Source organism: Streptomyces hawaiiensis, from assembly GCF_004803895.1.
GTDB lineage: Bacteria > Actinomycetota > Actinomycetes > Streptomycetales > Streptomycetaceae > Streptomyces > Streptomyces hawaiiensis.
Genome location: NZ_CP021978.1, coordinates 3302144 through 3324605 on the forward strand (window position 1 = coordinate 3302144; position 22462 = coordinate 3324605).

Consider the following 22462-nt stretch of genomic DNA (forward strand, 5'->3'; position numbering starts at 1 on the left):
CGGGGGACTCGTGCAGGACCGAGGGGAAACGTGCAGGAGCGACACAACCGAGGAGCCGCGACCACCGAGGGGGGCTTAGCAGTATGAGCCACGACTCCACTGCCGCGCCGGAAGCCGCGGCCCGGAAACTTTCCGGGCGACGCCGCAAGGAGATCGTCGCGGTGCTGCTGTTCAGCGGCGGCCCCATCTTCGAGAGTTCCATACCGCTGTCGGTGTTCGGGGTTGACCGCCAGGACGCCGGCGTACCGCGCTACCGCCTGTTGGTGTGCGGGGGCGAGGACGGTCCGCTACGGACCACCGGGGGACTCGAACTCACCGCACCACATGGCCTGGAAGCGATCTCACGCGCGGGCACGGTCGTCGTGCCGGCCTGGCGTTCGATCACTTCTCCGCCACCGGAGGAGGCACTCGACGCGCTGCGCCGCGCCCACGAGGAGGGCGCCCGCATCGTCGGGCTGTGCACCGGCGCCTTCGTCCTGGCGGCGGCGGGCCTGCTGGACGGCCGCCCCGCGACGACACACTGGATGTACGCACCGACGCTGGCCAAGCGCTACCCGTCGGTGCACGTGGACCCGCGTGAGCTGTTCGTCGACGACGGCGACGTGCTGACGTCGGCGGGCACGGCCGCGGGCATCGACCTGTGCCTGCACATCGTGCGCACGGACCACGGCAACGAGGCGGCCGGGGCCCTGGCCAGGCGGCTCGTCGTGCCGCCGCGCCGCAGCGGCGGGCAGGAGCGCTACCTCGACAGGTCTTTACCCGAGGAGATCGGCGCCGACCCGCTCGCCGAGGTCGTCGCCTGGGCGCTGGAGCACCTCCACGAACAGTTCGACGTGGAGACCCTGGCGGCACGCGCGTACATGAGCCGGCGTACGTTCGACCGCCGCTTCCGCTCGCTGACCGGGAGCGCTCCGCTGCAGTGGCTGATCACGCAGCGGGTCCTCCAGGCGCAGCGCCTGCTGGAGACGTCGGACTACTCGGTGGACGAGGTGGCGGGGCGCTGCGGCTTCCGGTCGCCGGTCGCCCTGCGCGGGCACTTCCGCCGCCAGCTGGGTTCGTCCCCGGCCGCGTACCGGGCGGCGTACCGCGCCCGGCGCCCGCAGGGCGAGCGGCCCCAGGACACCGAGAGCGCACCGGGCGGCCATGGGTCCGGCATGCCGGGCCACCCCGGCCACGGGGGGCATCCCGGCCAGCCCGGCCAGGCGCCGGCCCCGCTGCACCCGGAGCACCCGGTGCCGCTGCAGTCCCGCCGTACGGCGGCGGCGAGCGCGGTCGGCCAGTCCCCGGCCCTGTCGGCGAGCCTGCCCGGCCAGCGCAGTGCGCCATGATCCGGTAGCCGGTATGCGTCAGCCGCAGGGCCCGCGAGGAGCACGCCTCCCCGCGGGCCCTGCGGCTTTCCCGGCACGGACGGCCCGGCCGGTGGCAGCGGGCCGTAAGGTTAGACACATGAACGATCGCATGGTGTGGATCGACTGCGAGATGACCGGCCTCTCGCTGTCGGACGACGCGCTCATCGAGGTGGCCGCCCTCGTGACCGACTCCGAGCTGAACGTGCTCGGTGAGGGCGTGGACATCGTCATCCGGCCGCCGGAGCAGGCGCTGGAGACGATGCCGGATGTGGTGCGTCAGATGCACACCGCCTCCGGGCTGCTCACCGAGCTCGCCGAGGGCACGACGCTGAAAGACGCCGAGGACCAGGTCCTGACGTACGTCAGGGAGTTCGTCAAGGAGCCGGGCAAGGCCCCGCTGTGCGGGAACTCCGTCGGCACGGACCGCGGTTTCCTGCTGCGCGACATGCCGACGCTGGAGAACTACCTCCACTACCGGATCGTCGACGTGTCGTCGATCAAGGAGCTGGCCCGGCGCTGGTACCCGCGGGCGTACTTCAACAGCCCGCAGAAGAGCGGCAACCACCGTGCGCTCGCCGACATCCGCGAGTCGATCGCGGAGCTGCGGTACTACCGCGAGGCCGTGTTCGTCCCGCAGCCCGGGCCCGACTCGGACACCGCGCGGACGATCGCCGCGAAGCACGTCCTGCCTGCTCAGTAGGCAGGACCGGGGGCCCGACGGGGGGCGCCGCGAAAGCCGGGCGCGAGCACCCCTTCGGACCCTGTACACTTTTTCTCGGCCGGTCGGAGACGTCACTGATCTCCAAGCCGGTCATGGTGGGTGTAGCTCAGCTGGTAGAGCACCTGGTTGTGGTCCAGGATGCCGCGGGTTCGAGTCCCGTCACTCACCCTGAGTATTCAGCCGGTGGCCTCGAAAGAGGCCACCGGCTGAAGCGTTTCCAGCGTGCCGATCGAGGTGGCGTCCGCGGGGCGGGGCTACCGTCGGCCGCATGGACGGTGGACGCCCAGGATGGCGCGCGTGTGTGCTCGGTGGAGCGGTGTTCGCCGTCTGCATGGCCGGCACCACGCTGCCGACTCCCCTCTATCCCCTCTACCAGGGCGAGTTCGGCTTCTCCGAGCTGACGGTCACCGTGGTGTACGCCCTGTACGCCTTCGCCGTGATCGGTGTGCTGCTGCTGGTCGGCGACGCCTCGGACGCCGTGGGCAGGCGCCCGGTGCTGCTGTGCGGCCTGGGCTTCGCGGCGGTGAGCGCCGTCTGCTTCCTGTGCGCCACCGGGCTCGGCTGGCTCTACGCGGGGCGGCTGCTGTCGGGACTGTCCGCCGGGCTGTTCACAGGAGCCGCCACGGCGTACGTCATGGAACTGGCCCCTGCGGGCGGCGCCTCCCGGGCCACGTTCGTGGCGACCGCGGCCAACATGGGCGGGCTGGGCTGCGGTCCGCTGCTCTCCGGGCTTCTCGCCGAGTACGCCCCCTGGCCGCTGTACCTGCCGTTCGTCACCCACCTCGCCCTGGTGGCCGCCTCGGCCGCCGTCCTGCTGCGGCTCGCGGAGACGGTACGCGAGCGGCAGCCGCTGCGCACCGTACGCCCGCAGCGGCCCGCACTGCCCCCGCAGGTGCGCGCGGTGTTCGGGCCCGCGGCCACCGCCGCCTTCGTCGGGTTCGCCCTGTTCGGGGTGTTCACCTCGGTCAGCCCGGCCTTCCTCGCGGAGTCCCTGGACGTGGACGACCACGCCGTGAGCGGGCTGATCGTCGCGCTGGCCTTCTTCTCCTCGACGGCCGGGCAACTGGCGGTCGGTCGGGTCGGCGTACGGCGCTCCCTCCCGCTGGGCTGCGCCGTCCTCCTCGCCGGGCTGGCGCTGCTCGCCGGCGCGCTGCGGTGGGACCAGATGTCCCTGCTGGTCGCCAGCGCGCTCGTCGGCGGAGTCGGTCAGGGCCTGGCGTTCCGGGGAGCCCTGGCCGACGTGGCCGAGGCCTCTCCCGAGCGCCGGCGCGCGGCGGTGATCTCGACTCTGTTCGTGGTGGCCTACGCGGGCATCTCCCTCCCGGTGATCGGCGTCGGGCTCCTGACCGGCCCGATCGGCCTGGAGGGCGCGGGGCTGGTGTTCATCGCCTGCATGGCCGCCCTGGTCGTGACGGCGGCGGTGTATCTGCTGCGCCGACCGGCACCGGCTCGGGTGTGAGCGCGTGCGATCGTGAGGCCCATGGGCGAGCTGGTGGAACGGGTCGACGAGCAGGACCGGGTGCTGGGGGTGGTCGACCGTGAGGAGGCGATCCGCAACGGCTGGCCGCACCGGATCGCGACGACGGTGTGCCGTGATCCGCGCGGGCGGGTGCTGCTGCATCGCAGGCCGGAGCACGTGTCGCGGTTCCCGGGGCACTACAACTGGCTGATCGGCGGCGGCGTCGAGGTCGGCGAGTCGTACGAGGAGGCGGCGGCCCGGGAACTGACCGAGGAACTGGGCGTCCGGGCGCCGGTACGGTTCGCCTTCAAGTTCCTCTGCCGGGGAGCGATCAGCCCGTACTGGCTCGGGGTGCACGAGGCCGTCGTCACGGAGCCCCTCACCCCCGACCCGTCCGAGATCGCCTGGCACGGCTGGGTCGGCGAGGCGGAGCTTTCGGAGGCGCTCCGCACGTGGCTGTTCGTGCCCGACGGTGTGGATGCCCTGCGGCGCCACCCCGGTTTCAGCACACCGACCGCCGCCACGCCACCGCCAACTCCCCCACGTCCGTGAACCGTTCACCCGGATCGGCCCGGGCGGCCCTTTGCACCACCGCCAGTTGCTCCGCCGTGCCCCGCCAGGCGCGCTCCTCGTCGCCCGCGTCCAGGAGGAGGCGGATGGCGCGGCCCCGGGCGTGGACCGTCGTGCGGGTGTCGATGCGGGAGCCGCGCTGCGACTCCTCCGGGGCCATGAAGCGGCGCGAGCCCGGCAGTCGGTCCGCCTCCAGGGTGAACGGGCCCGGCCGGTACTCGTCGAGGTCGATCAAGCGGAGGTCGCCGGCGTCGAAGTCGTAGAGGAACGCACCGTCGTAGAGGTCCACTGCGACGAAGCCCGCGGCCTCCACCGCCAGGTGGGCGTCCAGGATGCGGTCGACGGCGCGCAGGACCGGTGCGACGGGCTGGGCGCGGAAGCGGGCCAGGGGGTGATCCGGGTGGGTCCGGCCGCCGTGGCGGTGGAGCGTGGGGTGGTAGAGGACCTCGCCGGCGTGCCAGGGCATCACCACCGCCGGTCCGCCGGCGCGGACCGCGAGGCGGTGGAGCTGGGGGACGATCGCCGGGTGGCGTACCGCGCGGTGGAAGGTCCAGGCCCGGTCGAGCGAGTGACGGGCCGCGGCGGTCGTCGCCTCCTTCACGAACCAGCGCTCGCCGTTCGTCAGGCGGACCCCGTACGACACACAGCCCGAGTCCTGGTCACGGAAGGCGCGGAACACCTCGCCCACCGTCCGCAGATACGGCTCGGTCCGGGCGACCTCGGTGGCGCCCAGGAGCGGGTGGGCCGTCACGAAGACGACCGGGACACCAGCTCCGTGGCCAGGACCATCTGCCGGCGCTCCAGGCCCCGGGAGGCGAGCGGGCGGCGGTCGGCGACCTCCGTGAGCAGGAGGTCTATCATCCGGCGGCCCATCTCCTCTATGGGCTGGCGGACGCTGGTGAGGGGCGGTTCCATGTGGCGGGCTATGGCGGAGTCGTCGTAGCCGACGAGCGCCACGTCCTCCGGGATGCGGCGGCCCGCCTCGCGCAGCGCCCGGCGGGCGCCGGACGCGGTGACGTCGGAGGCGGCGAAGACCGCGTCGATGTCGGGGTGGCGCTCCAGCAGCGCCTCCATGGCCCGGTGGCCGCCTTCCTCGGTGAAGTCCCCCGCCTCGATCATCCCCTCGTCCACCGGGTGGCCGGCGTCGCTCATGGCCTCGCGGTAGCCGTCGACACGGCGCTGCGCGCCGTAGACGTCGAGGCGGCCGGTGATGTGGGCGATCCGGCTGCGGCCCCGGGACAGCAGATGCTCGACGGCCTGGCGGGCGCCGCCGTAGTTGTCCGAGTCGACCGACGGCAGGGTCTCCGCCGACGAGCGCGGGCCGCTGATCACCGCCGGGATCTCCAGCTGGGCCAGCAGGTCGGGCAGCGGGTCGTCCGCGTGCACCGAGACCAGCAGGACACCGTCCACGCGGTGGGCCGCCAGGTACTGGGCGAGGCGGGCGCGTTCGCGGTCGCTGCCCGCGAAGATCAGCAGTAGCTGCATCTCCGTGTCGGACAGCGCCGCCCCGACGCCCTTCAGCATGTCCGAGAAGTACGGCTCCGCGAAGAACCGGGTCTCCGGCTCGGGCACGACCAGCGCGATCGCGTCCGTACGGTTGGCGGCCAGGGCGCGGGCCGCGGTGTTGGGGACGTAGCCGAGCTCCGCGACCGCCGCCTCGACGGCCGCGCGGGTCGCGTCGCTGACGCGGGGCGAGCCGTTGATCACCCGCGAGACGGTGCCGCGGCCGACACCGGCGCGCGCCGCCACCTCTTCGAGGGTGGGCCGGCCACCACTTCGGCCCCGCGCTCCGTGGGTTGCCATGGGCTCCGCCTTCCCGTCCACACCCGCACTCTGCGACTGGCCTGGAATTTAACAGGCCCGTCAGCCGTATGACCGCCGCCGAGGGCTCGCCGCCCCCGGGCTTCCGCTTCGGCCGAACGAGCCGGTACGACCGGCGCCCGGCTGGCTGGATACCACCGGCCCGGCCTACAACCGGTCCCGGTCCGGGTCCAGTTAACAGCCCGATAACTGAACGCATCTCTCCCTGTCCGGTCCCTTGACACCCCCGCCACGACCGGGGACTCTTCAACACATCATCGGTGGGAGCGCTCCCACAGTACCTGACACATACACAACCCGCACGTTCCCCGCCCGAGCCTTAAGCGCGTAAAACGGTCCGACGATGCAGTTGGCCGGGGGGTCGGCACGTCAGGGCAACAGGAGGACGACATGCGAGCACGCATCCGAACCGCCCGCAAGGCGATGGTCGTCGCGGCCGTCGCGTCGCTGGGCGCCGGGCTGCTGGCCGGCTGTGCCGACGACGGCGGAGGCGACGACTCCTCGTCGGGCGGCAGCGGCGGTGACAGCGGCGGCAAGACCACGATCTCGGTGGGTCTCTTCGGCACCATGGGCTTCAAGGAAGCCGGTCTCTACGCCGAGTACGAGAAGCTCAACCCGAAGATCAAGATCGCCGAGAACGTCGTCCAGCGGAACGAGAACTACTACCCGGCGCTGCTGAACCACCTCACCACCAACAGCGGTCTGCTGGACGTCCAGGCCGTCGAGGTCGCCAACATCGCCGAGGTGACGGCCACCCAGGCCGACAAGCTCGAGGACATGTCCAAGGCTCCGGGCGTGGACAAGAGCAAGTGGCTGGACTGGAAGTGGCAGCAGGCCACGGCCAAGGACGGCAAGACGATCGGTCTCGGCACCGACGTCGGCCCGATGGCGATCTGCTACCGCACTGACCTCTTCAAGCAGGCCGGTCTGCCCACCGACCCGGCCGAGGTCGGCAAGCTGTGGGCCGGTGACTGGGCCAAGCTCGTCGACGTGGGTGAGCGTTACAAGTCGAAGGCACCCAAGGGGACCTTCTTCATGGACTCCCCCGGCGGCCTGATCCAGGCGGTCCTGGGCAGCGAGAAGGAGAAGTTCTACGACGCTTCCGGCGAGATCATCTACAAGACCAACCCGGCCGTCAAGGCCGCCTTCGACCTGACCGCGGAGGCCGCCAAGAACGGCCTCGTCCAGTCGCAGACGCAGTTCCAGCCGGGCTGGAACTCCTCGATCGCCAACAACAAGTTCGCCGCCATCGCCTGCCCGCCGTGGATGCTCGGCACGATCAAGGGCTACTCGAAGCCGGACGCGGCCGGCAAGTGGGCCGTGGCCACCGCGCCCAAGGGCGCCAACTGGGGCGGCTCCTTCCTCACCGTGCCGAAGAGCGGCAAGAACGTGAAGGAGGCCCAGAAGTTCGTGGCCTGGCTGACCGCGCCGGAGCAGCAGGCGAAGCTCTTCAAGGTGCAGGGCAGCTTCCCGAGCACCCCGTCCGCGTACACCATGCCCGAAGTCACGGGTGCCAAGAACGAGATGACCGGTGACCAGGCGATCGGCGAGATCTTCGCCGAGGCCGCCAAGGGCGCTCCGGTCCAGGTGATCGGCCCGAAGGACCAGATCATCATGCAGGGCCTGACGGACAACGGCGTGATCCTGGCGACGAAGGGCAAGTCGGCCAAGGAGGCCTGGGACTCCGCCACCAAGACCATCGACAACAAGCTGGACCAGTGACCCGTATGGCCACCCGTCACGACACCACCGCGTCCCCCGTCAAGGGGGGCGCGGCCCCGGGTCGCCCGCCCGAGGACGCCGCCGCGGAGAAGGAGCGGCGGCGCCGGGAGGGGCTGTCCCGGCGCTGGCAGCGGGACATCCGCTGGAGCCCGTACGCGTTCGTGTCCCCGTTCTTCCTGTTGTTCGTCGCGTTCGGCCTGTTCCCGCTGATCTACACGGGCTGGGCCTCGCTGCACCAGGTGGAGCTGACCGCGCCGACCGACATGAACTGGGTCGGGCTGCGCAACTACACCCGGATCTTCGACGACGAGTTCTTCTGGAACGCGGCGAAGAACACCCTGACCATCGGCATCATCTCCACCGTTCCGCAGCTGCTGATGGCGATGGGCATCGCCCACATCCTCAACTACAAGCTGCGGGCCTCGACGTTCTTCCGGGTCGCGATGCTCGCGCCGTACGCGACGTCGATCGCCGCCGCCTCGCTGGTGTTCGTGCTGCTCTTCGGCCGTGACTACGGCATGATCAACTGGGGGCTCGACGCGGTCGGCATCAACCCGGTCGACTGGCAGAACGACAAGTGGCCCTCGCAGTTCGCCGTCTCCACGATCATCATCTGGCGCTGGACCGGCTACAACGCGCTGATCTACCTGGCAGCGATGCAGGCGATCCCTCAGGATCTCTACGAGTCGGCGGCCCTGGACGGGGCCAACCGCTGGCAGCAGTTCATCCATGTGACGCTGCCGGCGCTGCGCCCGACGATCCTGTTCACCGTGGTCGTGTCGACGATCGGGGCGAGCCAGGTCTTCGGCGAGCCGCTGCTGTTCGACGCCAACAAGGGCACCTCCGGCGGCGCGGAGCACCAGTTCCAGACGCTCGGCCTGTATCTGTACGAGCAGGGCTGGGTCGCCCAGCACCTGGGCCGTGCCTCGGCGATCGCCTGGACGATGTTCCTGATTTTGATCGTCATCGGCATCGTCAACTACGTCATCTCGCGCCGGCTGCGCGCCAGTAGTTAGGAGTTCGGCCGTGACGACGACTGTGACGCCACCCGACGCGAAACCCGCCACCCAGGGGCCCAAGCGCCCGCGCCGGCCGAAGTCCGCGCGGGCCGGCGGGACGCTGCACGGCGGCCCGATCGCCTACGCGATCCTCATCGTGTTCACGCTCGTTTCGCTGTTCCCGCTGGTGTGGACGGCGATCGCCGCCTCGCGCGACAACCAGCGGCTCGCCCAGACGCCGCCGCCGTTCTGGTTCGGCTCGGGCCTGTTCGACAAGCTGGAGATCGCCTGGAACGACGCCAATCTGGGCGAGGCGTTCTTCAACACCACGATCGTCGCGGGCACTTCGGCGCTGACCATCGTCTTCCTGTCGACGATCGCCGGTTTCGCCTTCGCCAAGCTGCGGTTCCGGGGCCGTGGCGCGCTGATGCTGATCGTGATCGGCACCATGATGGTGCCGCCGCAGCTGAGTGTGATCCCGCTGTACATGATGGTCGCCAAGCTCGACTGGACCGACCAGTTGCAGGCGGTGATCCTCCCGTCGCTGGTGAGCGCGTTCGGCGTGTTCTTCATGCGTCAGTACCTGATCCAGGCACTGCCGGACGAGATCATCGAGGCGGCCCGCGTGGACGGCGCGAGCAGCTGGCGCGTGGTGTGGCACGTGGTGTTCCCGGCGGCCAGGCCTGCGATGGCCGTGCTCGGGATGCTGACGTTCGTGCAGACCTGGAACGACTTCATGTGGCCGTTCCTGGTGCTGACCCAGATGGGCAACCCGACCGTGCAGGTCGCGGTCGCGGGCCTGGGCCGCGGCTACACCCCCGACCAGTCCCTGATCATGGCCGGCGCGCTGCTGGGCACGCTGCCGCTGCTGCTGGTCTTCGCGATCTTCGGCAAGCAGATCGTGGGCGGCATCATGCAGGGCGCCGTCAAGGGCTGAGTCCTGCTTTCCCAGGGGCCGAGCCATTGCCGTCTCGGCCCCTTTTCCCCTCCCCCCTCCACTCGTCGGTCCATACGACCCCCCTGGGAGCGCTTCCATGCCTGACTCCGAGAACCCGGCCACTGCGGTGACCTTCCCGCCCGCCTTCCTGTGGGGCGCGGCGACGTCCGCGTACCAGATCGAGGGTGCGGTGCGGGAGGACGGCCGTACGCCGTCGATCTGGGACACCTTCAGCCATACGCCGGGCAAGACGGCCGGTGGCGAGACCGGTGACATCGCTGTCGACCACTACCACCGCTACCGCGACGACGTGGCGCTGATGGCGGAGCTGGGCCTGGGCGCCTACCGCTTCTCCATCTCGTGGTCGCGGGTGCAGCCGACCGGCCGGGGCCCGGCCGTGCAGAAGGGCCTGGACTTCTACCGGCGGCTGGTGGACGAGCTGCTGGCCAAGAACATCAAGCCGGCCGTCACCCTCTACCACTGGGACCTGCCGCAGGAGCTGGAGGACGCGGGCGGCTGGCCCGAGCGCGACACGGCGTACCGGTTCGCGGAGTACGCGCAGATCGTCGGTGAGGCGCTGGGCGACCGGGTGGAGCAGTGGATCACGCTCAACGAGCCGTGGTGCAGCGCGTTCCTTGGCTATGCCTCCGGGGTGCACGCCCCGGGCCGTACGGACCCGGCGGCCTCGCTGCGTGCGGCGCACCATCTGAATCTGGCGCACGGCCTGGGCGCGTCCGCGCTGCGGTCGGTGATGCCGGCCCGCAACACGGTGGCGGTCAGCCTCAACTCGTCGGTGGTGCGGCCGCTTTCGCAGGACCCGGCGGATCTGGCGGCGGCCCGGCGGATCGACGACCTGGCCAACGGCGTGTTCCACGGGCCGATGCTGCACGGCGCCTACCCGGAGTCGCTGTACGTGGCGACGGCGGGTCTGACGGACTGGGACTACGTCCTCGACGGCGACCTGACGCTGATCAACCAGCCGCTGGACGCGCTGGGCCTCAACTACTACACGCCCGCGCTGGTCTCGGCGGCGGACGCGTCGGCGAAGGCGCCGCGCGCCGACGGCCACGGGTCGAGCGACCACTCGCCGTGGCCGGCCGCGGACGACGTCGCCTTCCACCAGACGCCCGGCGACCGCACCGAGATGGGCTGGACGATCGACCCGACCGGCCTGCACGAGCTGATCATGCGCTACACCCGGGAGGCGCCCGGCCTGCCGCTGTACATCACGGAGAACGGCGCGGCCTACGACGACAAGATCGACTCCGACGGCCGGGTGCACGACCCGGAGCGGGTGGCCTACCTCCACGGCCACCTGTCGGCGGTCCGCCGGGCGATCGCCGACGGCGCGGACGTCCGCGGCTACTACCTGTGGTCCCTGATGGACAACTTCGAGTGGTCGTACGGCTACGGCAAGCGCTTCGGCGCGGTCTACGTGGACTACGCGACGCTGGAGCGCACGCCGAAGACGAGCGCCCTGTGGTACGGCCGGGCGGCGCGGACCGGGGCGCTGCCCGAGGTCGAGGCGGTCTGACCGACGGGGGACGGGGCGCGGCACGATTAGGGGAGTGCCGCGCCCCGCTCCGCCTCAGCGGTGGCTGCTCGACAGGAGCCGGCGGGTCGTCTCCACGCCCCACTGGTCCAGGGACAGCAGGCGGTCGCTGGAGGCCATGAGGCCCCCGGTGGACTCCACGTGCGCCGCCCACTGTTGGCGGGTCTCGACCGCCGGGCGGGCCATCAGGCAGTCCGGGTCGTTGATCCAGAGGCGGTGGTGCTGCCACTGGCGGGCCGCTCCCGTGAACTCGGCCGGGTCCTGGCCGGGTTGGCTGTAGTCACCGGCCTCCGGGCGGCGGTGGGGGGCCGTGTCGGGGCTGACGCGCATCGCGTCGAACAGGCCGATGGAGGGCAGGACGGGCGCGCCGCACCCCAGGAGGTAGGCGTCCTCCCCGATAGCCTCGCGGATCAGGGCGATGCCGGCGCGGTAGGCCGTGAGGGCGTCGGCGTCCGCGTGGCGTACGCCGTCCAGGGCGCCCGCGTAGAGGAAGTCGGTCTTGAAGTAGTCGTAGCCTTCGGCGCGCAGGGTCGTGAAGACCTCGGTCAGGTACGCCGCCGCGTCCGGGTGGGTGGTGTCCAGGACGCGCAGGTCGTGGCCCCAGTTGCGGCCGGCGTGCGCGAAGCCGCCGGTGGTGTCGCGGACCAGCCAGTCGGGGTGCGCGGCGGCCAGCTCGCTCGCCGGGTCGACGAGGAACGGGGCCGTCCAGATGCCGGCGCGGCGGCCGCGGGAGCGGATCTTCTCGGCGATCGCCGCGCGGGAGCGGAAGCGGCCGGAGAGGGTGAGCCAGTCGCCGAGGGCCTGCTGGTAGCCGTCGTCGATCTGGACGACGTCGACGGGCAGGTCGAGGGTGTCCATCGCGCGGAGGTTCTCGTGGATGTCGTCCTCGGTGACGGCGGTGAAGTACTCGTACCAGGAGCACCAGACGGTCGGTGCCGGACGGGGGGCGTCCAGGCCGAGGCCGGCGGCCCAGTCGCCCAGGACCGACGGGATGTCCGGGCCGGTCCACTCCTTCACCGGGCCGTCGGCGCTGATCTCGGCGACCCGCCCGTCCCCGGTGGCCAGCCGGATCGACGGCACCTCACGCGTCGGCTCGGCCGCCGCCCAGAGCCGGACCGGTGAGCCGTCGCCGGGGTCGAGCGCGAGCAGGCCCTCGCCCTGGAAGGTGCCGGCGGGGACGGTGACCCCGGGGCGGTAGCAGACCGTGGCCCAGTTGGCGTTGGCCGGGCGGTGGGGCGCCGCGTCCAGGGCGTAGGCGCCGCTGGGGCTCCAGGACTGCCAGCCCTCCTCGTGGACGCGTGCCCTGCGCGGGTTCACCGGCACGGAGGCGACCGGGGTGAAGGGGTGGTGCACGGAGGTTCTCTTTCGGGGAACGGGCGTCAGCCCTTGTTGGCGCCCAGCGTGAGGCCGCTGACGAACTGCCGCTGGAGCGCGAAGTACACGATCAGGGTCGGGATCGCGGTGAGCAGGGCGCCGGCGGCGACCAGGTTGGGGTCGGTGAAGTACTGGCCGGAGAGGTTGTTCAGCGCCGAGGTGATCGGCATGTTCTCGCCGGTGGAGATGAGGACGATGGCCCAGAAGAAGTCGTTGTAGATCCAGATGGACAGCAGGGTGGCGAGGGCGGCCATCGCGGGCTTGCACAGCGGCAGCACGATCTGCCAGTACAGCCGCCAGACCGAAGCGCCGTCGACCAGGGCGGCCTCGGTCAGCTCGTGCGGCAGGGAGCGCATGTAGTTGCTCAGCACGAAGGCGCAGAATCCGGACTGGAACGCGACGTGGATGAGGACCAGGCCGAGCGCGGAGTCGTAGAGCTTGCCGCTCATGGTGATGCCGGGCAGGTCGATCAGCAGGTACAGGCGGTACAGCGGGGTGATGATGACCTGCTGCGGGAGCAGGTTGCCCGCCGTGAACACCAGCAGCAGGAACAGGTTGACGCGGAAGTCGAAGCGGCTGACGTAGAAGGCGACCATCGACGACAGCAGCAGTGTCAGCAGCACGGCCGGGACCGCGATGAGCAGCGTGTTGCCGAAGTAGTGCAGCATGTCGGACTGCTGGAAGGCGTTGGTGAAGTTGTCGAAGGTGAGCTTGTCCGGCCAAGAGACGTAGCCCTTGTCGCTGGTCTCCGCATACGGCCGCATCGCCGCGAGCAGGGCCCACAGCAGGGGCGCGAGCCAGGCCAGCGCCGTGACGACGAGGAAGGTGTGCAGCAGGACCCGGGCGGGGCGGATCGGGGTGCGCTGCTTGCGCGGGGCGCTCAGGGTGCTCATGCGCGCCGCTCCTTCCGGAAGGTGGCGATCAGGTACGGGATGATCACCGCGAGCGAGATCACCAGCAGGACGACGGCGATCGCGGAGCCGTATCCGATGCGGCTGGACTCGCCGATGATGTTGTTGGTGACCAGGATCGACAGCAGTTCGGTGCCCTGGGCGCCCTTGTTGAAGACGAAGACCAGGTCGAAGGCGCGCAGTGCCTCGATGATCGTGACGACCAGGACGACGGTGTTGGTGGGCCGCAGGGTCGGGAAGATGACGTTCTTGAACGTCTGCCACTCACTGGCGCCGTCCAGGGCGGAGGCCTCGCGCAGGGCAGGGTCGACGCCCTTGAGGCCGGCCAGGTAGAGGATCATCATGTAGCCGGCGTGCCGCCAGGAGGCCGCGACCAGCACGGCCCACAGGTTCAGGTCCGGGTCGCCGATCCAGTCGATGTAGTGGCCGGGCTTGTTGGCGCCGATGAGGCTGTTGATCAGGCCCGTGTCCGGGTTGTAGATCAGCTGCCAGACGAACCCGATGACCGCCAGCGACATCACGACCGGCAGGAAGAACGCGGTCTGGTAGACGCGGCTGAAGCGGATCTTCTTGTCCAGCTGCACGGCGAGGAACAGGCCGAAGGGCGTGGGCAGCAGGATGAGCACCACGAACCAGATCACGTTGTGCTCGACGGCGGGCCAGAACTGCGGGTTGCTGGTGAACAGTTCCCTGAAGTTCTGCAGCCCGACCCACTTGATGGAGCCGAAGCCGATGCCGTCCCAGGTGGTGAAGGCCAGGGCGATCGAGGCGAGGGCCGTCAGCCACACCAGGGTGACGTGCAGGATGGTCGGCACGCCCGCCATCAGGCCGAGCGTGATGCGGTCGCGGCGGGTGAGCAGACGCCGGTGTCCGTGGGGGGTCTTGGCGGGTCGGGACGTGGGGCCGGGCCCCGGAGCCGGCGGGGCGGCCGGCTCCGGAGCCTTGGCGGGGGTGGCAGTCATGTCAGATCCGAGTCGTCGAGTCTCCGGTCGGTCAGGAGGAGGCGAAGATCGTCTTCTTCTGGCGTTCGATCGACGAGAGGATGCTGTCGATGTTCTTCGGGTTGCGGATGAAGTTCTGCAGCGCCGGCTGCATCACCGTGGAGGTGAAGTCCGGGCGGGAGTCGCGGTCCATGAACTGCGTCAGGCTCTTCGCGCCGGAGATCATCTCGTAGGACTTCTTCTGCAGCGCGGTGTAGGAGGAGGTGTCGGCCTTGGTGGAGGCGGCCACCACGCTGGAGTCGGCCTTGAGGTAGATCTGCTCGGCCTCGGGCGTGCCCAGGTACTCCAGGAGCTTGACGGCGCCGTCGTGGTTCTTCGGGGCCTTGGAGAGCATGAAGCCGTCGGTCGGTGCTTCGACGGTGTCCTGCCCGAACTGCGGGTCGATCTCCGGGAAGGCGAAGAAGTCCAGGTCGTCCAGGTCGGCCTTGTCGGTGAACTGCTGGCCGACGAAGGTGCCGAGCAGGTACATGCCGGCCTTCTTGGCCACCAGCGTCTGCGCCGCGTCCTGCCAGGTGCGGCCCACCGCGCCCTCCTGGTGGTAGGGCAGGAGCTCCGTCCAGTGGTCGAAGACCTTGCGCACCTTGGGGTCGGTCCAGGAGGCCTTGCCGGCCATCAGCTCGACGTGGAAGTCGTAGCCGTTGGTGCGGAAGTTGATCTGGTCGAAGGTGCCCATCGCGGGCCAGGCGTCCTTGTCGCCGAAGGCGATCGGGACCAGCCCGTCCTTCTGCATCCGCTTGCACAGGGCGGTGAAGTCGTCCCAGGTGGTGGGGACCTTGTAGCCGCGCTGGGCGAAGACGCTCTTGCGGTAGAACACCGCCCACGGGTACGTGTACAGCGGCACGAAGTAGTACTTGCCGTCCGCGCCCTTGCTGAGCTTCTGCATCGCCTCGGGGAAGTTGCCGCCGATCTTCTGCCACACGTCGTCGATCGGCGTGGCCAGCTTCTTCGAGGCGAAGAACTGCATGCGGTAGCCGGCGAACCAGGTGAACACGTCGTCGGGCGTGCCCTGCAGGTAGGAGTTGATCTGCTCCTGGAACGTGTTGTGGTCCTTGGTGTTCACGTCGACCTTGAGGCCGGACTTCTTGGTGAAGGCGGCGTAGATCTCCGCGAACGCCTTCTTCGGCACGGCGTCGGACGAGTTGGAGCCGAGACTGACCGTCTTCGGGTCGGCGGACGAACCGCTGCCGCCGCAGGCGCTCAGCAGGGGTATGCCGGCACCGAGCAGAGCCGCGCCGCCCACGCCGCGCAGCACGGTGCGGCGGCTGGGAGCGGGGAGGGAGACACCGGAGGGAGAGAGGTCGTGCATGGACGGCTCCTGAAGGGCAGGGTTCGGCCACGAGGGTGTGGCGTGAATTCCAGCCGCAATCGACCAGAAATCAACTTGACCGAACACGGTGGCGCAATGACAGCCGCATGTCCGGTCATACGTCAAGAGCCGTTCCCTTCATTTGTCGAAACGTGACCGTCCCGTGAAGACGGCATCAAGGGAGCGCTCAGTGCGAGCGGGCGCGGTTGTATACGGCGGCGAGCCTGCCGGGGCGGCGGCGCCGCAGCTGCCGGTGCCCGCTGCTCGCGGGAGCGCGGCCGTCCAGCTGGATCCAGATCCGCACCTCGGTGCCGCCGAGCACCGAGGAGCCGATCCGTACGTCCCCGCCGGTGGACTCCGCGAGCCGGCGCACGATGTCCAGGCCGAGCCCGGTCGAGCCGTCGCTCCCGGAGCCGCGGCCCCGGGCCATCGCGGCCTCCGGGTCGGGTATGCCGGGACCCGCGTCGGAGACGAGGACGATCACCGCGTCCTCCCCGTTGTGCACGTCGACCGCGAAGGCGGTGCCCTCCGCGGTGTGCCGGAAGACGTTCCCGAGCAGCGCGTCGAGCGCGGCGGCCAGGTCGGGGCGGGCCACGGGTATGCGCACCGGCCGGTCGGCCCCGGCCACCCGCCACTTGCGGCCCTCGTCCTCCGCGAGCGCGGACCAGAACGCCATCCGCTCCCGGACCACCTCGGCCGCGTCGCATCCGGCGCCCGGACCGGCGGCGGCCGTCTGGGGCTTGGCCTCCCGGGCCGTGCGGATGATGGTGTCGACCTCGCGCTCCAGCTGCTCCACCGCGGTCCGGGTCTGGTCGGCGGCCGGTCCCTCGCCGAGCGAGGCGGTGTTGAGCCGCAGCACGGTCAGGGGGGTGCGCAGCCGGTGGGACAGGTCGGCCGCCAGCTCCCGCTCGTTCGCCAGGAGCTGGACGACCTGGTCGGCCATCGCGTTGAAGGCGACCGCCGCGAGCCGCAGTTCGCTCGGGCCCTCCTCGGGCACACGGGCGCCCAGCCGGCCCTCCCCCAGGTCGTGCGCCCCCTCGACCAGGCGCTTGGCGGGCCGGACCATGCGGACGCCCAGCCGGTCGGCGACCGCGACCGAGCCGAGGATCAGCGCCACCCCGACCGCGGCGAGCACCGCCCAGGCCGTGCCCACGCCTTTGGTGACGTCGGACTCCGGCACGTACACCTCGACGACCGCGATCTTGCCGGTGCTGAGCGCGACCGGCTGGAGCAGCGTCGAGCCGCCGGGGACGCCGGTGGTGGAGGCCCGGCCCAGCTTCCGCACGGCCGCGATGTCCTCGTCGGCGGCGCGCCTGCGTCCGAGTTCGAGGGCCTCCCGGCCGTCGCCCGACGGAAGGTGCACGGCCATCCCGGCGTCGGAGCCGGCGGAGGCGACGACCCGCTCGAGCTGGTCGCGGTCGGTGGTGATGGACAGGGCGGGGGCGACGGCCGCGGCTTCCCGCTCGGCGTTGGAGAAGGCACGGTCGCGGGCCATCTCGCGGATGACGAGCCCGAGCGGCACCGCGAAGGCGAGCACGACCATGGTGGTCACCGCCAGCGACACCTTGACCAGGGCCCACCTCATCGCGGAGCCCCCGCCCCCGGTGGTTCGAGCTTCACACCGACGCCCCGGAGGGTGTGCAGATAGCGCGGGTTCGCCGCCGTCTCGCCCAGTTTCCTGCGCAGCCAGGACAGATGGACGTCGATGGTCTGGTCGTCGCCGTAGGACTGCTGCCAGACCTCGGCGAGGAGTTCCTTGCGGGGGACGACGACGCCGGGCCTGCGGGCCAGGAAGGCGAGCAGGTCGAACTCGCGGCGGGTGAGGTCGAGCCGGGCGCCGTCCAGCTCGGCCTGGCGGCGCAGCGGGTCGACGGTCAGGCCGCCGACCCGGATCACGGGGGACGGCTCCCCCGCTCCGGCGCCGGAGCGGGCACGGCGCAGCACGGCCGCCATGCGGGCCGAGAGGTGCTCGACCGAGAACGGCTTGGTCAGGTAGTCGTCCGCCCCGGCGTTCAGCAGCCGGACGATCTCCGTCTCGTCGTCCCGTGCCGTGGCGACGATCACCGGCACGTCCGTGATCCCGCGCAGCATCTTCAGGGCCTCGGACCCGTCGAGATCGGGCAGCCCGAGGTCCAGGATCACCACGTCGAAGCGGACATGGGCGACCTCGCGCAGCGCCTCCAGCGCCGTCCCGACACTGCGCACGGTGTGCGAGGCGTCGGTCAGATGCCGGATCAGCGCCGAGCGTACGAACTGGTCGTCCTCGACCACGAGCACACTTGCCATGCGTCGCACCGTACGACATCTCGAACAGCCGGGTGCGGGCCTGTGGACAAACTCCCCGACTGGGCAACGGGCCCCGCAGAGCCCCTGTTTGTGGACAACGCGTGGGACGCGTGAGGCAGTATGGCCCGCGATGCGCAGAGGACTCCTACACGTACTGGCCTGGCTGCTCGCCACGGGCGCGGCGGTCACGCTGTCGTGGTGGGGTGTCCACACGGTGATGGCGGGGACGGCCTACGACCCGCCGCGCGCCCTGCCCATCAAGGCCGCCGACGCGTTCACGCGGGAGCCCGAGGCACTGGCCACGCCGCCGGAGCGGACGCCTCCGCCGAAGCGGCGGGAGCCGGGCACTCCCGCGGCGACCACGTCCGTGAAACCGAGCCCCGCCCCCACACCGTCACCCAGCACCGCCCCCGCTGCCTCCGGCCGGGTGAAGAGCTATGACACCGACGGCGGCCGGGCGGTCTTCGACCTCGGGACGGCCTCCGCCTCCCTCGTCTCGGCGACGCCCGGGGCGGGCTGGTCGATGCAGGTGTGGAAGACGGAGTCGTGGATCCGCGTGGAGTTCGCCTCGGGCGCGGACCGGGTGTCGGTGTTCTGCACCTGGCACGACGGCCCGCCCCGGGTGGAGATCGGGACCTACTGAGTGCCGTTCGCGGTCATCTGAACACCGACGCGGGCGGCGCGGGCGATGCCACCGCCGCGAGGTCCGTGACGGGCGCGGCCCCGCCGGTGAAGTCCGTGAGCGTCCTGCCGTGCTCGACGCGGGCGGGGTGCGGGTCGGAGGCGGCGAGGCGGGTCAGTTCGGCGATGGGCAGGGGATGGTCGGAGGCGACCAGGACGGCGTTGCCGAAGCGCTTGCCGCGCAGTACCGCCGGATCCGCGACCAGCGCGAGCTGCCCGAAGCGGGCGGCGGCGGTGGCGATCTGGCCGCGCAGGTGGGCCAGCGGCGGTCCGTCGGCGAGGTTGGCGGCGTAGACACCGCCGGGCTTGAGAGCCCTGCGCACGTCGTCGAGGAACTCGGTCGAGGTCAGGTGGGCCGGTGTCCGGGCCCCGCTGAACACGTCGGTGATGACCAGGTCCGCCCAGCCGTCCGGCACCTTGGCGAGGCCCTCGCGGGCGTCGGTGGAGCGCACCCGGATGCGCGCGTTCGGATCCAACGGCAGCTCGCGGCGGACCAGTTGGACGAGGGCACCGTCCCGTTCGACGACCTGCTGGGTGGAGCGGGGCCGGGTGGCGGCGACGTAGCGGGCGAGGGTGAGGGCGCCGCCGCCGAGGTGCACGGCGTGCACGGGCCGGCCGGGTGGGGCCGCGAGGTCGATCACGTGGCCGAGGCGGCGCTGGTACTCGAAGGACAGGTACGCCGGGTCGTCCAGGTCGACGTGCGACTGCGGGGCTCCGTCGATCACCAGGGTCCAGGCCCGGGCCCGCTCGCGGTCGGGGATCAGCTCGGCGAGCCCGCCGTCGACGCTCTCGACGACGGCCTCGACACCGGCCTGTCTGCGCCGGCCGCCGCCCTTGGACTTTCCCATGAGCTCATTATCAGGGCGGTCCGCTAAGCAGGGCGTACGCATAAGCAGGGCGTACGCACCGGCGGCCCGGCATCCGGGGCGCCTCAGCGGCAGCTGTCCGCCGCCTTGATCATCCGGGCGGCCTCCCCCAGCGCCTCGCGCAGCACCGCGGGGTCGGTCGCGAGGTCCGCCTCGCCGGGCGGCAGCAGCCAGTCCGAGCCCGCCAGGGGAGGTTCGGGCGCCAGGGCCAGTCCGCGCCCGCCGGTCTCCGTGCAGGTGCTGCCCGGCATGTCCCACGCGGCGGCCGTCCCCGGGGGCACCAGGAAGCCCAGGGTGCCGCCGCCGTCGTCGTGCAGTACGGGTCCCACCGCGTCCCCCGGTCCGCGCCGCAGGATGTCGACCGCCTCCAGCCCCTGCCGCGCGGGCACCGTCACCACATCGCAGCCGGCCGCCGGCGCACACGACGGCGTACGAGGATCGTTGATCCGGCTGGTCTCCATCCCGGCCTCCACCACGAAAACCCCTGCTTGGACGAGCGGTCGGGAGTCGGGGGCCTCCCGGTCCGCAGGGATCAACGCGGCAGTCCGTCAACGGCTACGGCGGAAGTCAGCCGCAAAGGATGGCACTTCATGGCAGATCACGGATGAGATATCCGGTTTGTAGCCAAACCCAGCGTGGCGGCTCCATCACAGCAGGTACGTTCTTGCCCGCCGGACACGGGACAGACCATGCGGACAGCTCGCACCAAGTCACCTCGAATCCGGCATGGTTCGACGGTTCGCACGGGAGGACCCGGCCATGGCGGCGTCAACGCTGACCTCGTCTCAACCCAACCGGCCGCCACGGCCGAACCTCGCCTTCCGGCGACTGCGCGGACAGCGCTCGCCGGCCGAGTTCGCCGCGGCGATCCGCCGGGCCGGGCTCGAGATCGGCGAGCAGGTCAGCTGTGACGCGCGGTACATCGGCCGGGTCGAGGCGGGCGAGATCCGCTGCCCCAACTACGCGTACGAACGGGTGTTTCTGCACATGTTCCCAGGCCGCACACTCACCGACCTGGGTTTCGCGCCCCGCTCGTCGGTACGCGGACGCCGGGCGCGCGACATCGAGGACGCGCCCCTGACGCACACCCCGAACCCGGCGAACGCCACGAGTGAGACCAGCGGGGCGTGCGAGCCGTATGAAACGCAGAACCCGTACGACCCGCACCACCCGCACGACACCTACGAGGAGAGCGACGTGCTACGTCGCGCGTTCATGACCGGCGGGGGCGCCACGGTGGCCGCCGCCTCACTGGGGCCTGTCGGCCTCGCCCTCGACGCCGCGGCGGCACAGCGCCCCGTGCACCGCGTCGGGGCGAGCGACGCGGGTGCCCTGGAAGAAGCCGTCCGCCGGATCCGGCTGCTCGACGACCGGCACGGGGCCGACGGCCTCTATCGTCGCGCTGCCGCCCCGCTGCGCGCCGCCTACGCCCTGCTGGACGCCGGCACGACCCGGCAGAAGACGGCCGACCGGCTCTACTCGGGCGCCGGTGAACTGGCCATCTCCGTGGGCTGGCTGGCCCACGATTCGGGGCGCTTCGACGACGCCCGCTCCCATTACGCGGAGGCGCTGGCGACCGCCCGGATGACCGGGGACCCGGGCCTGGAGGCGCACGCCTTCTGCAACACCGCGTTCCTCGCGCGCGACGCGGGCCGGCCGCGCGAGGCGGTCCGGGCGGCCCAGGCCGCTCAGCGCGTCGCCCGGCCCGTGGGCTCGGCCCGGCTGATGTCGCTGCTCGCGCTGCGCGAGGCGGGCGGCTGGGCAGGGCTCGCCGACCGCGTCGGCTGCGAGCAGGCACTGGCCCGGGCGCAGGCCTACTTCGAACGGGGCCCCTCGGACGCCGACCCCGAGTGGATGAGCTTCTACGGGGAGGCCGAACTGGAGGGGCTGGAGGCGCAGTGCTGGTCCACGCTCGGTGACTGGCCCCGGGCGGCCCGGCACGCGCGCCGGGCGGCCGAGCTGCAGGATCCGCACTTCACGCGGAACATCGCCCTGTACACGGCGGAGCTGGCGGACGACCTCGCGCGCGGTGGCCGGCCGGACGAGGCGGCGGTGGCGGGGACGCGGGTGCTGGATCTGCTGGAGGAGGTCCAGTCGTCCCGCGTCCAGACCATGCTGGCGGCGACGGCGCGGGTGCTGCTGCCGCATCGCAGGGCCTCCGGGGTGTCGGCGTTCCTGGAGAGGCACGCCTCGGCGCCGCGCATGGCCTGAGGGCCGGCAGCGGTGTCGGCGTTCCTGGAGAGGCACGCCTCGGCGCCGCGCATGGCCTGAGGGCCGGCAGCGAAAATCACGCCTGCCAAGCGACCGGCACGCTAGGCGAGGTGCCCCAGGTCGTTCCAGCTCTCGATCGCCGGCTCCCCGTAGGCCCAGCCCAGCACCGACAGCGACGTCGGGTTCAGCCGTATCCGGGCCGCGAAGTCGATCGGGAGGCCGAGCCAGCGCGCCCCGATGGAGCGCAGGATGTGCCCGTGGGCGAAGACCAGGACGTCGCGGTCCTCGGAGCGGGCCCAGGAGACCACTTCGTCGGCCCGGGCCGTGACCTCGGCGAGCGTCTCCCCGCCCGGGACGCCGTCGCGCCAGATCAGCCAGCCGGGCCGGACGGCCTGGATGTCCGCGGGGGTCATGCCCTCGTACGTCCCGTAGTCCCACTCCAGCAGCGCGTCCCAGGTCCGCGCGCGGTCGCCGAAGCCGGCCAGTTCGCAGGTCTCACGCGCGCGTGCCAGCGGGCTGGTGCGCACCTCGACACCGGCCAGGCCCTCGTACGGCGCCCGGTGCAGGCGCTCGCCGAGCTGCTTGGCGCCGCGCCGGCCCTCCTCCAGGAGCGGCACGTCCGTCCTGCCCGTGTGCTTGCCGGACAGGGACCACTCGGTCTGTCCGTGGCGGGCCAGCAGGATGCGCGCGGCCATGG

General features: G+C 71.4%; 21 protein-coding genes and 1 tRNA gene. 11 read left to right on the forward strand and 11 right to left on the reverse strand.

What is annotated here, in order from left to right; translation table 11 throughout:
• The first annotated feature begins 83 nt into the window (after nt 1–83).
• From CEB94_RS15105 to CEB94_RS15125, 5 genes are all read left to right on the forward strand, one after another.
• Entirely contained in the window at nt 84–1328 is a 1245-nt protein-coding gene (locus tag CEB94_RS15105) for a helix-turn-helix domain-containing protein (protein WP_175432725.1), read from the forward strand.
• A gap of 118 nt (nt 1329–1446) precedes the next feature.
• A complete protein-coding gene (orn, locus tag CEB94_RS15110; RefSeq protein ID WP_175432726.1) occupies nt 1447–2049 on the forward strand; it encodes an oligoribonuclease in 603 nt (200 codons plus the stop codon).
• Nucleotides 2050–2165: 116 nt separating this feature from the next.
• A tRNA-His gene (locus tag CEB94_RS15115) sits at nt 2166–2238 on the forward strand.
• A 100-nt stretch (nt 2239–2338) separates the two neighbouring features.
• The gene (locus tag CEB94_RS15120; RefSeq protein ID WP_175432727.1) at nt 2339–3529 is read left to right on the forward strand and encodes an MFS transporter; all 1191 of its coding nucleotides are present in this window, start codon (nt 2339–2341) and stop codon (nt 3527–3529) included.
• Between the two features lie 21 nt (nt 3530–3550).
• Nucleotides 3551–4081, forward strand: coding sequence for an NUDIX hydrolase (locus CEB94_RS15125; RefSeq protein WP_175432728.1), 531 nt, complete (start codon nt 3551–3553; stop codon nt 4079–4081).
• On the opposite strand, the gene CEB94_RS15130 is transcribed toward CEB94_RS15125, so the two are convergent.
• Both CEB94_RS15130 and CEB94_RS15135 read right to left on the reverse strand, forming a co-directional pair.
• Complete coding sequence (locus CEB94_RS15130) at nt 4032–4850, reverse strand: serine/threonine protein kinase (protein ID WP_175432729.1); 819 nt, start codon at nt 4848–4850, stop codon at nt 4032–4034. The genes CEB94_RS15125 and CEB94_RS15130 overlap by 50 nt on opposite strands.
• Nucleotides 4847–5902 carry a LacI family DNA-binding transcriptional regulator gene (locus CEB94_RS15135; RefSeq protein WP_175432730.1) on the reverse strand — a complete coding sequence of 352 codons (1056 nt, stop codon included), beginning with the start codon at nt 5900–5902 and terminating at the stop codon, nt 4847–4849. Before CEB94_RS15135 ends, CEB94_RS15130 begins: the two co-directional genes overlap by 4 nt.
• A gap of 408 nt (nt 5903–6310) precedes the next feature.
• On the opposite strand from CEB94_RS15135, the gene CEB94_RS15140 reads away from it, so the two are divergent.
• The 4 genes from CEB94_RS15140 (at nt 6311) to CEB94_RS15155 (ending at nt 11111) form a co-directional block, all read left to right on the forward strand.
• A complete protein-coding gene (locus CEB94_RS15140) occupies nt 6311–7642 on the forward strand; it encodes an ABC transporter substrate-binding protein (protein ID WP_175432731.1) in 1332 nt (443 codons plus the stop codon).
• A gap of 5 nt (nt 7643–7647) precedes the next feature.
• Nucleotides 7648–8658, forward strand: coding sequence for a carbohydrate ABC transporter permease (locus tag CEB94_RS15145; protein WP_175432732.1), 1011 nt, complete (start codon nt 7648–7650; stop codon nt 8656–8658).
• Nucleotides 8659–8668: 10 nt separating this feature from the next.
• A complete protein-coding gene (locus CEB94_RS15150; RefSeq protein WP_175432733.1) occupies nt 8669–9577 on the forward strand; it encodes a carbohydrate ABC transporter permease in 909 nt (302 codons plus the stop codon).
• 97 nt (nt 9578–9674) lie between these two features.
• A complete protein-coding gene (locus CEB94_RS15155; RefSeq protein ID WP_175432734.1) occupies nt 9675–11111 on the forward strand; it encodes a GH1 family beta-glucosidase in 1437 nt (478 codons plus the stop codon).
• Nucleotides 11112–11165: 54 nt separating this feature from the next.
• Here CEB94_RS15155 and CEB94_RS15160 read toward each other — a convergent pair whose 3' ends face one another.
• The 6 genes from CEB94_RS15160 to CEB94_RS15185 form a co-directional block, all read right to left on the reverse strand.
• Entirely contained in the window at nt 11166–12482 is a 1317-nt protein-coding gene (locus CEB94_RS15160) for a glycoside hydrolase family 36 protein (RefSeq protein ID WP_175432735.1), read from the reverse strand.
• 26 nt (nt 12483–12508) lie between these two features.
• Nucleotides 12509–13396, reverse strand: a complete 888-nt coding sequence (locus tag CEB94_RS15165) for a carbohydrate ABC transporter permease (protein ID WP_175432736.1) — start codon at nt 13394–13396, stop codon at nt 12509–12511.
• Nucleotides 13393–14376: a carbohydrate ABC transporter permease gene (locus CEB94_RS15170; RefSeq protein WP_175432737.1), complete on the reverse strand. Its 984-nt coding sequence runs from the start codon at nt 14374–14376 to the stop codon at nt 13393–13395. The genes CEB94_RS15165 and CEB94_RS15170 overlap by 4 nt, the downstream gene beginning before the upstream one ends.
• Nucleotides 14377–14407: 31 nt before the next feature.
• Nucleotides 14408–15721, reverse strand: coding sequence for an ABC transporter substrate-binding protein (locus CEB94_RS15175; protein ID WP_175432738.1), 1314 nt, complete (start codon nt 15719–15721; stop codon nt 14408–14410).
• Between the two features lie 187 nt (nt 15722–15908).
• The gene (locus tag CEB94_RS15180; protein ID WP_175432739.1) at nt 15909–17306 is read right to left on the reverse strand and encodes a sensor histidine kinase; all 1398 of its coding nucleotides are present in this window, start codon (nt 17304–17306) and stop codon (nt 15909–15911) included.
• Nucleotides 17303–18007, reverse strand: coding sequence for a response regulator transcription factor (locus tag CEB94_RS15185; protein WP_175432740.1), 705 nt, complete (start codon nt 18005–18007; stop codon nt 17303–17305). Before CEB94_RS15185 ends, CEB94_RS15180 begins: the two co-directional genes overlap by 4 nt.
• 130 nt (nt 18008–18137) lie before the next feature.
• Here CEB94_RS15185 and CEB94_RS15190 point away from each other — a divergent pair, with 130 nt between their 5' ends.
• Nucleotides 18138–18650 (forward strand): hypothetical protein, encoded by a 513-nt coding sequence (locus tag CEB94_RS15190; protein WP_175432741.1) that lies wholly within the window; start codon nt 18138–18140, stop codon nt 18648–18650.
• Between the two features lie 13 nt (nt 18651–18663).
• Here the strand turns inward: CEB94_RS15190 and CEB94_RS15195 are convergent, their stop codons facing one another.
• Nucleotides 18664–19536: a spermidine synthase gene (locus tag CEB94_RS15195; RefSeq protein ID WP_175432742.1), complete on the reverse strand. Its 873-nt coding sequence runs from the start codon at nt 19534–19536 to the stop codon at nt 18664–18666.
• 83 nt (nt 19537–19619) lie between these two features.
• Nucleotides 19620–20015 carry a hypothetical protein gene (locus CEB94_RS15200; protein ID WP_175432743.1) on the reverse strand — a complete coding sequence of 132 codons (396 nt, stop codon included), beginning with the start codon at nt 20013–20015 and terminating at the stop codon, nt 19620–19622.
• Nucleotides 20016–20313: 298 nt separating this feature from the next.
• On the opposite strand from CEB94_RS15200, the gene CEB94_RS15205 reads away from it, so the two are divergent.
• The gene (locus tag CEB94_RS15205; RefSeq protein ID WP_175432744.1) at nt 20314–21765 is read left to right on the forward strand and encodes an NsdA family TPR-like regulatory protein; all 1452 of its coding nucleotides are present in this window, start codon (nt 20314–20316) and stop codon (nt 21763–21765) included.
• 101 nt (nt 21766–21866) lie between these two features.
• Here CEB94_RS15205 and CEB94_RS15210 read toward each other — a convergent pair whose 3' ends face one another.
• Nucleotides 21867–22460, reverse strand: coding sequence for a histidine phosphatase family protein (locus tag CEB94_RS15210; protein WP_175432745.1), 594 nt, complete (start codon nt 22458–22460; stop codon nt 21867–21869).
• Nucleotides 22461–22462: the final 2 nt, after the last annotated feature.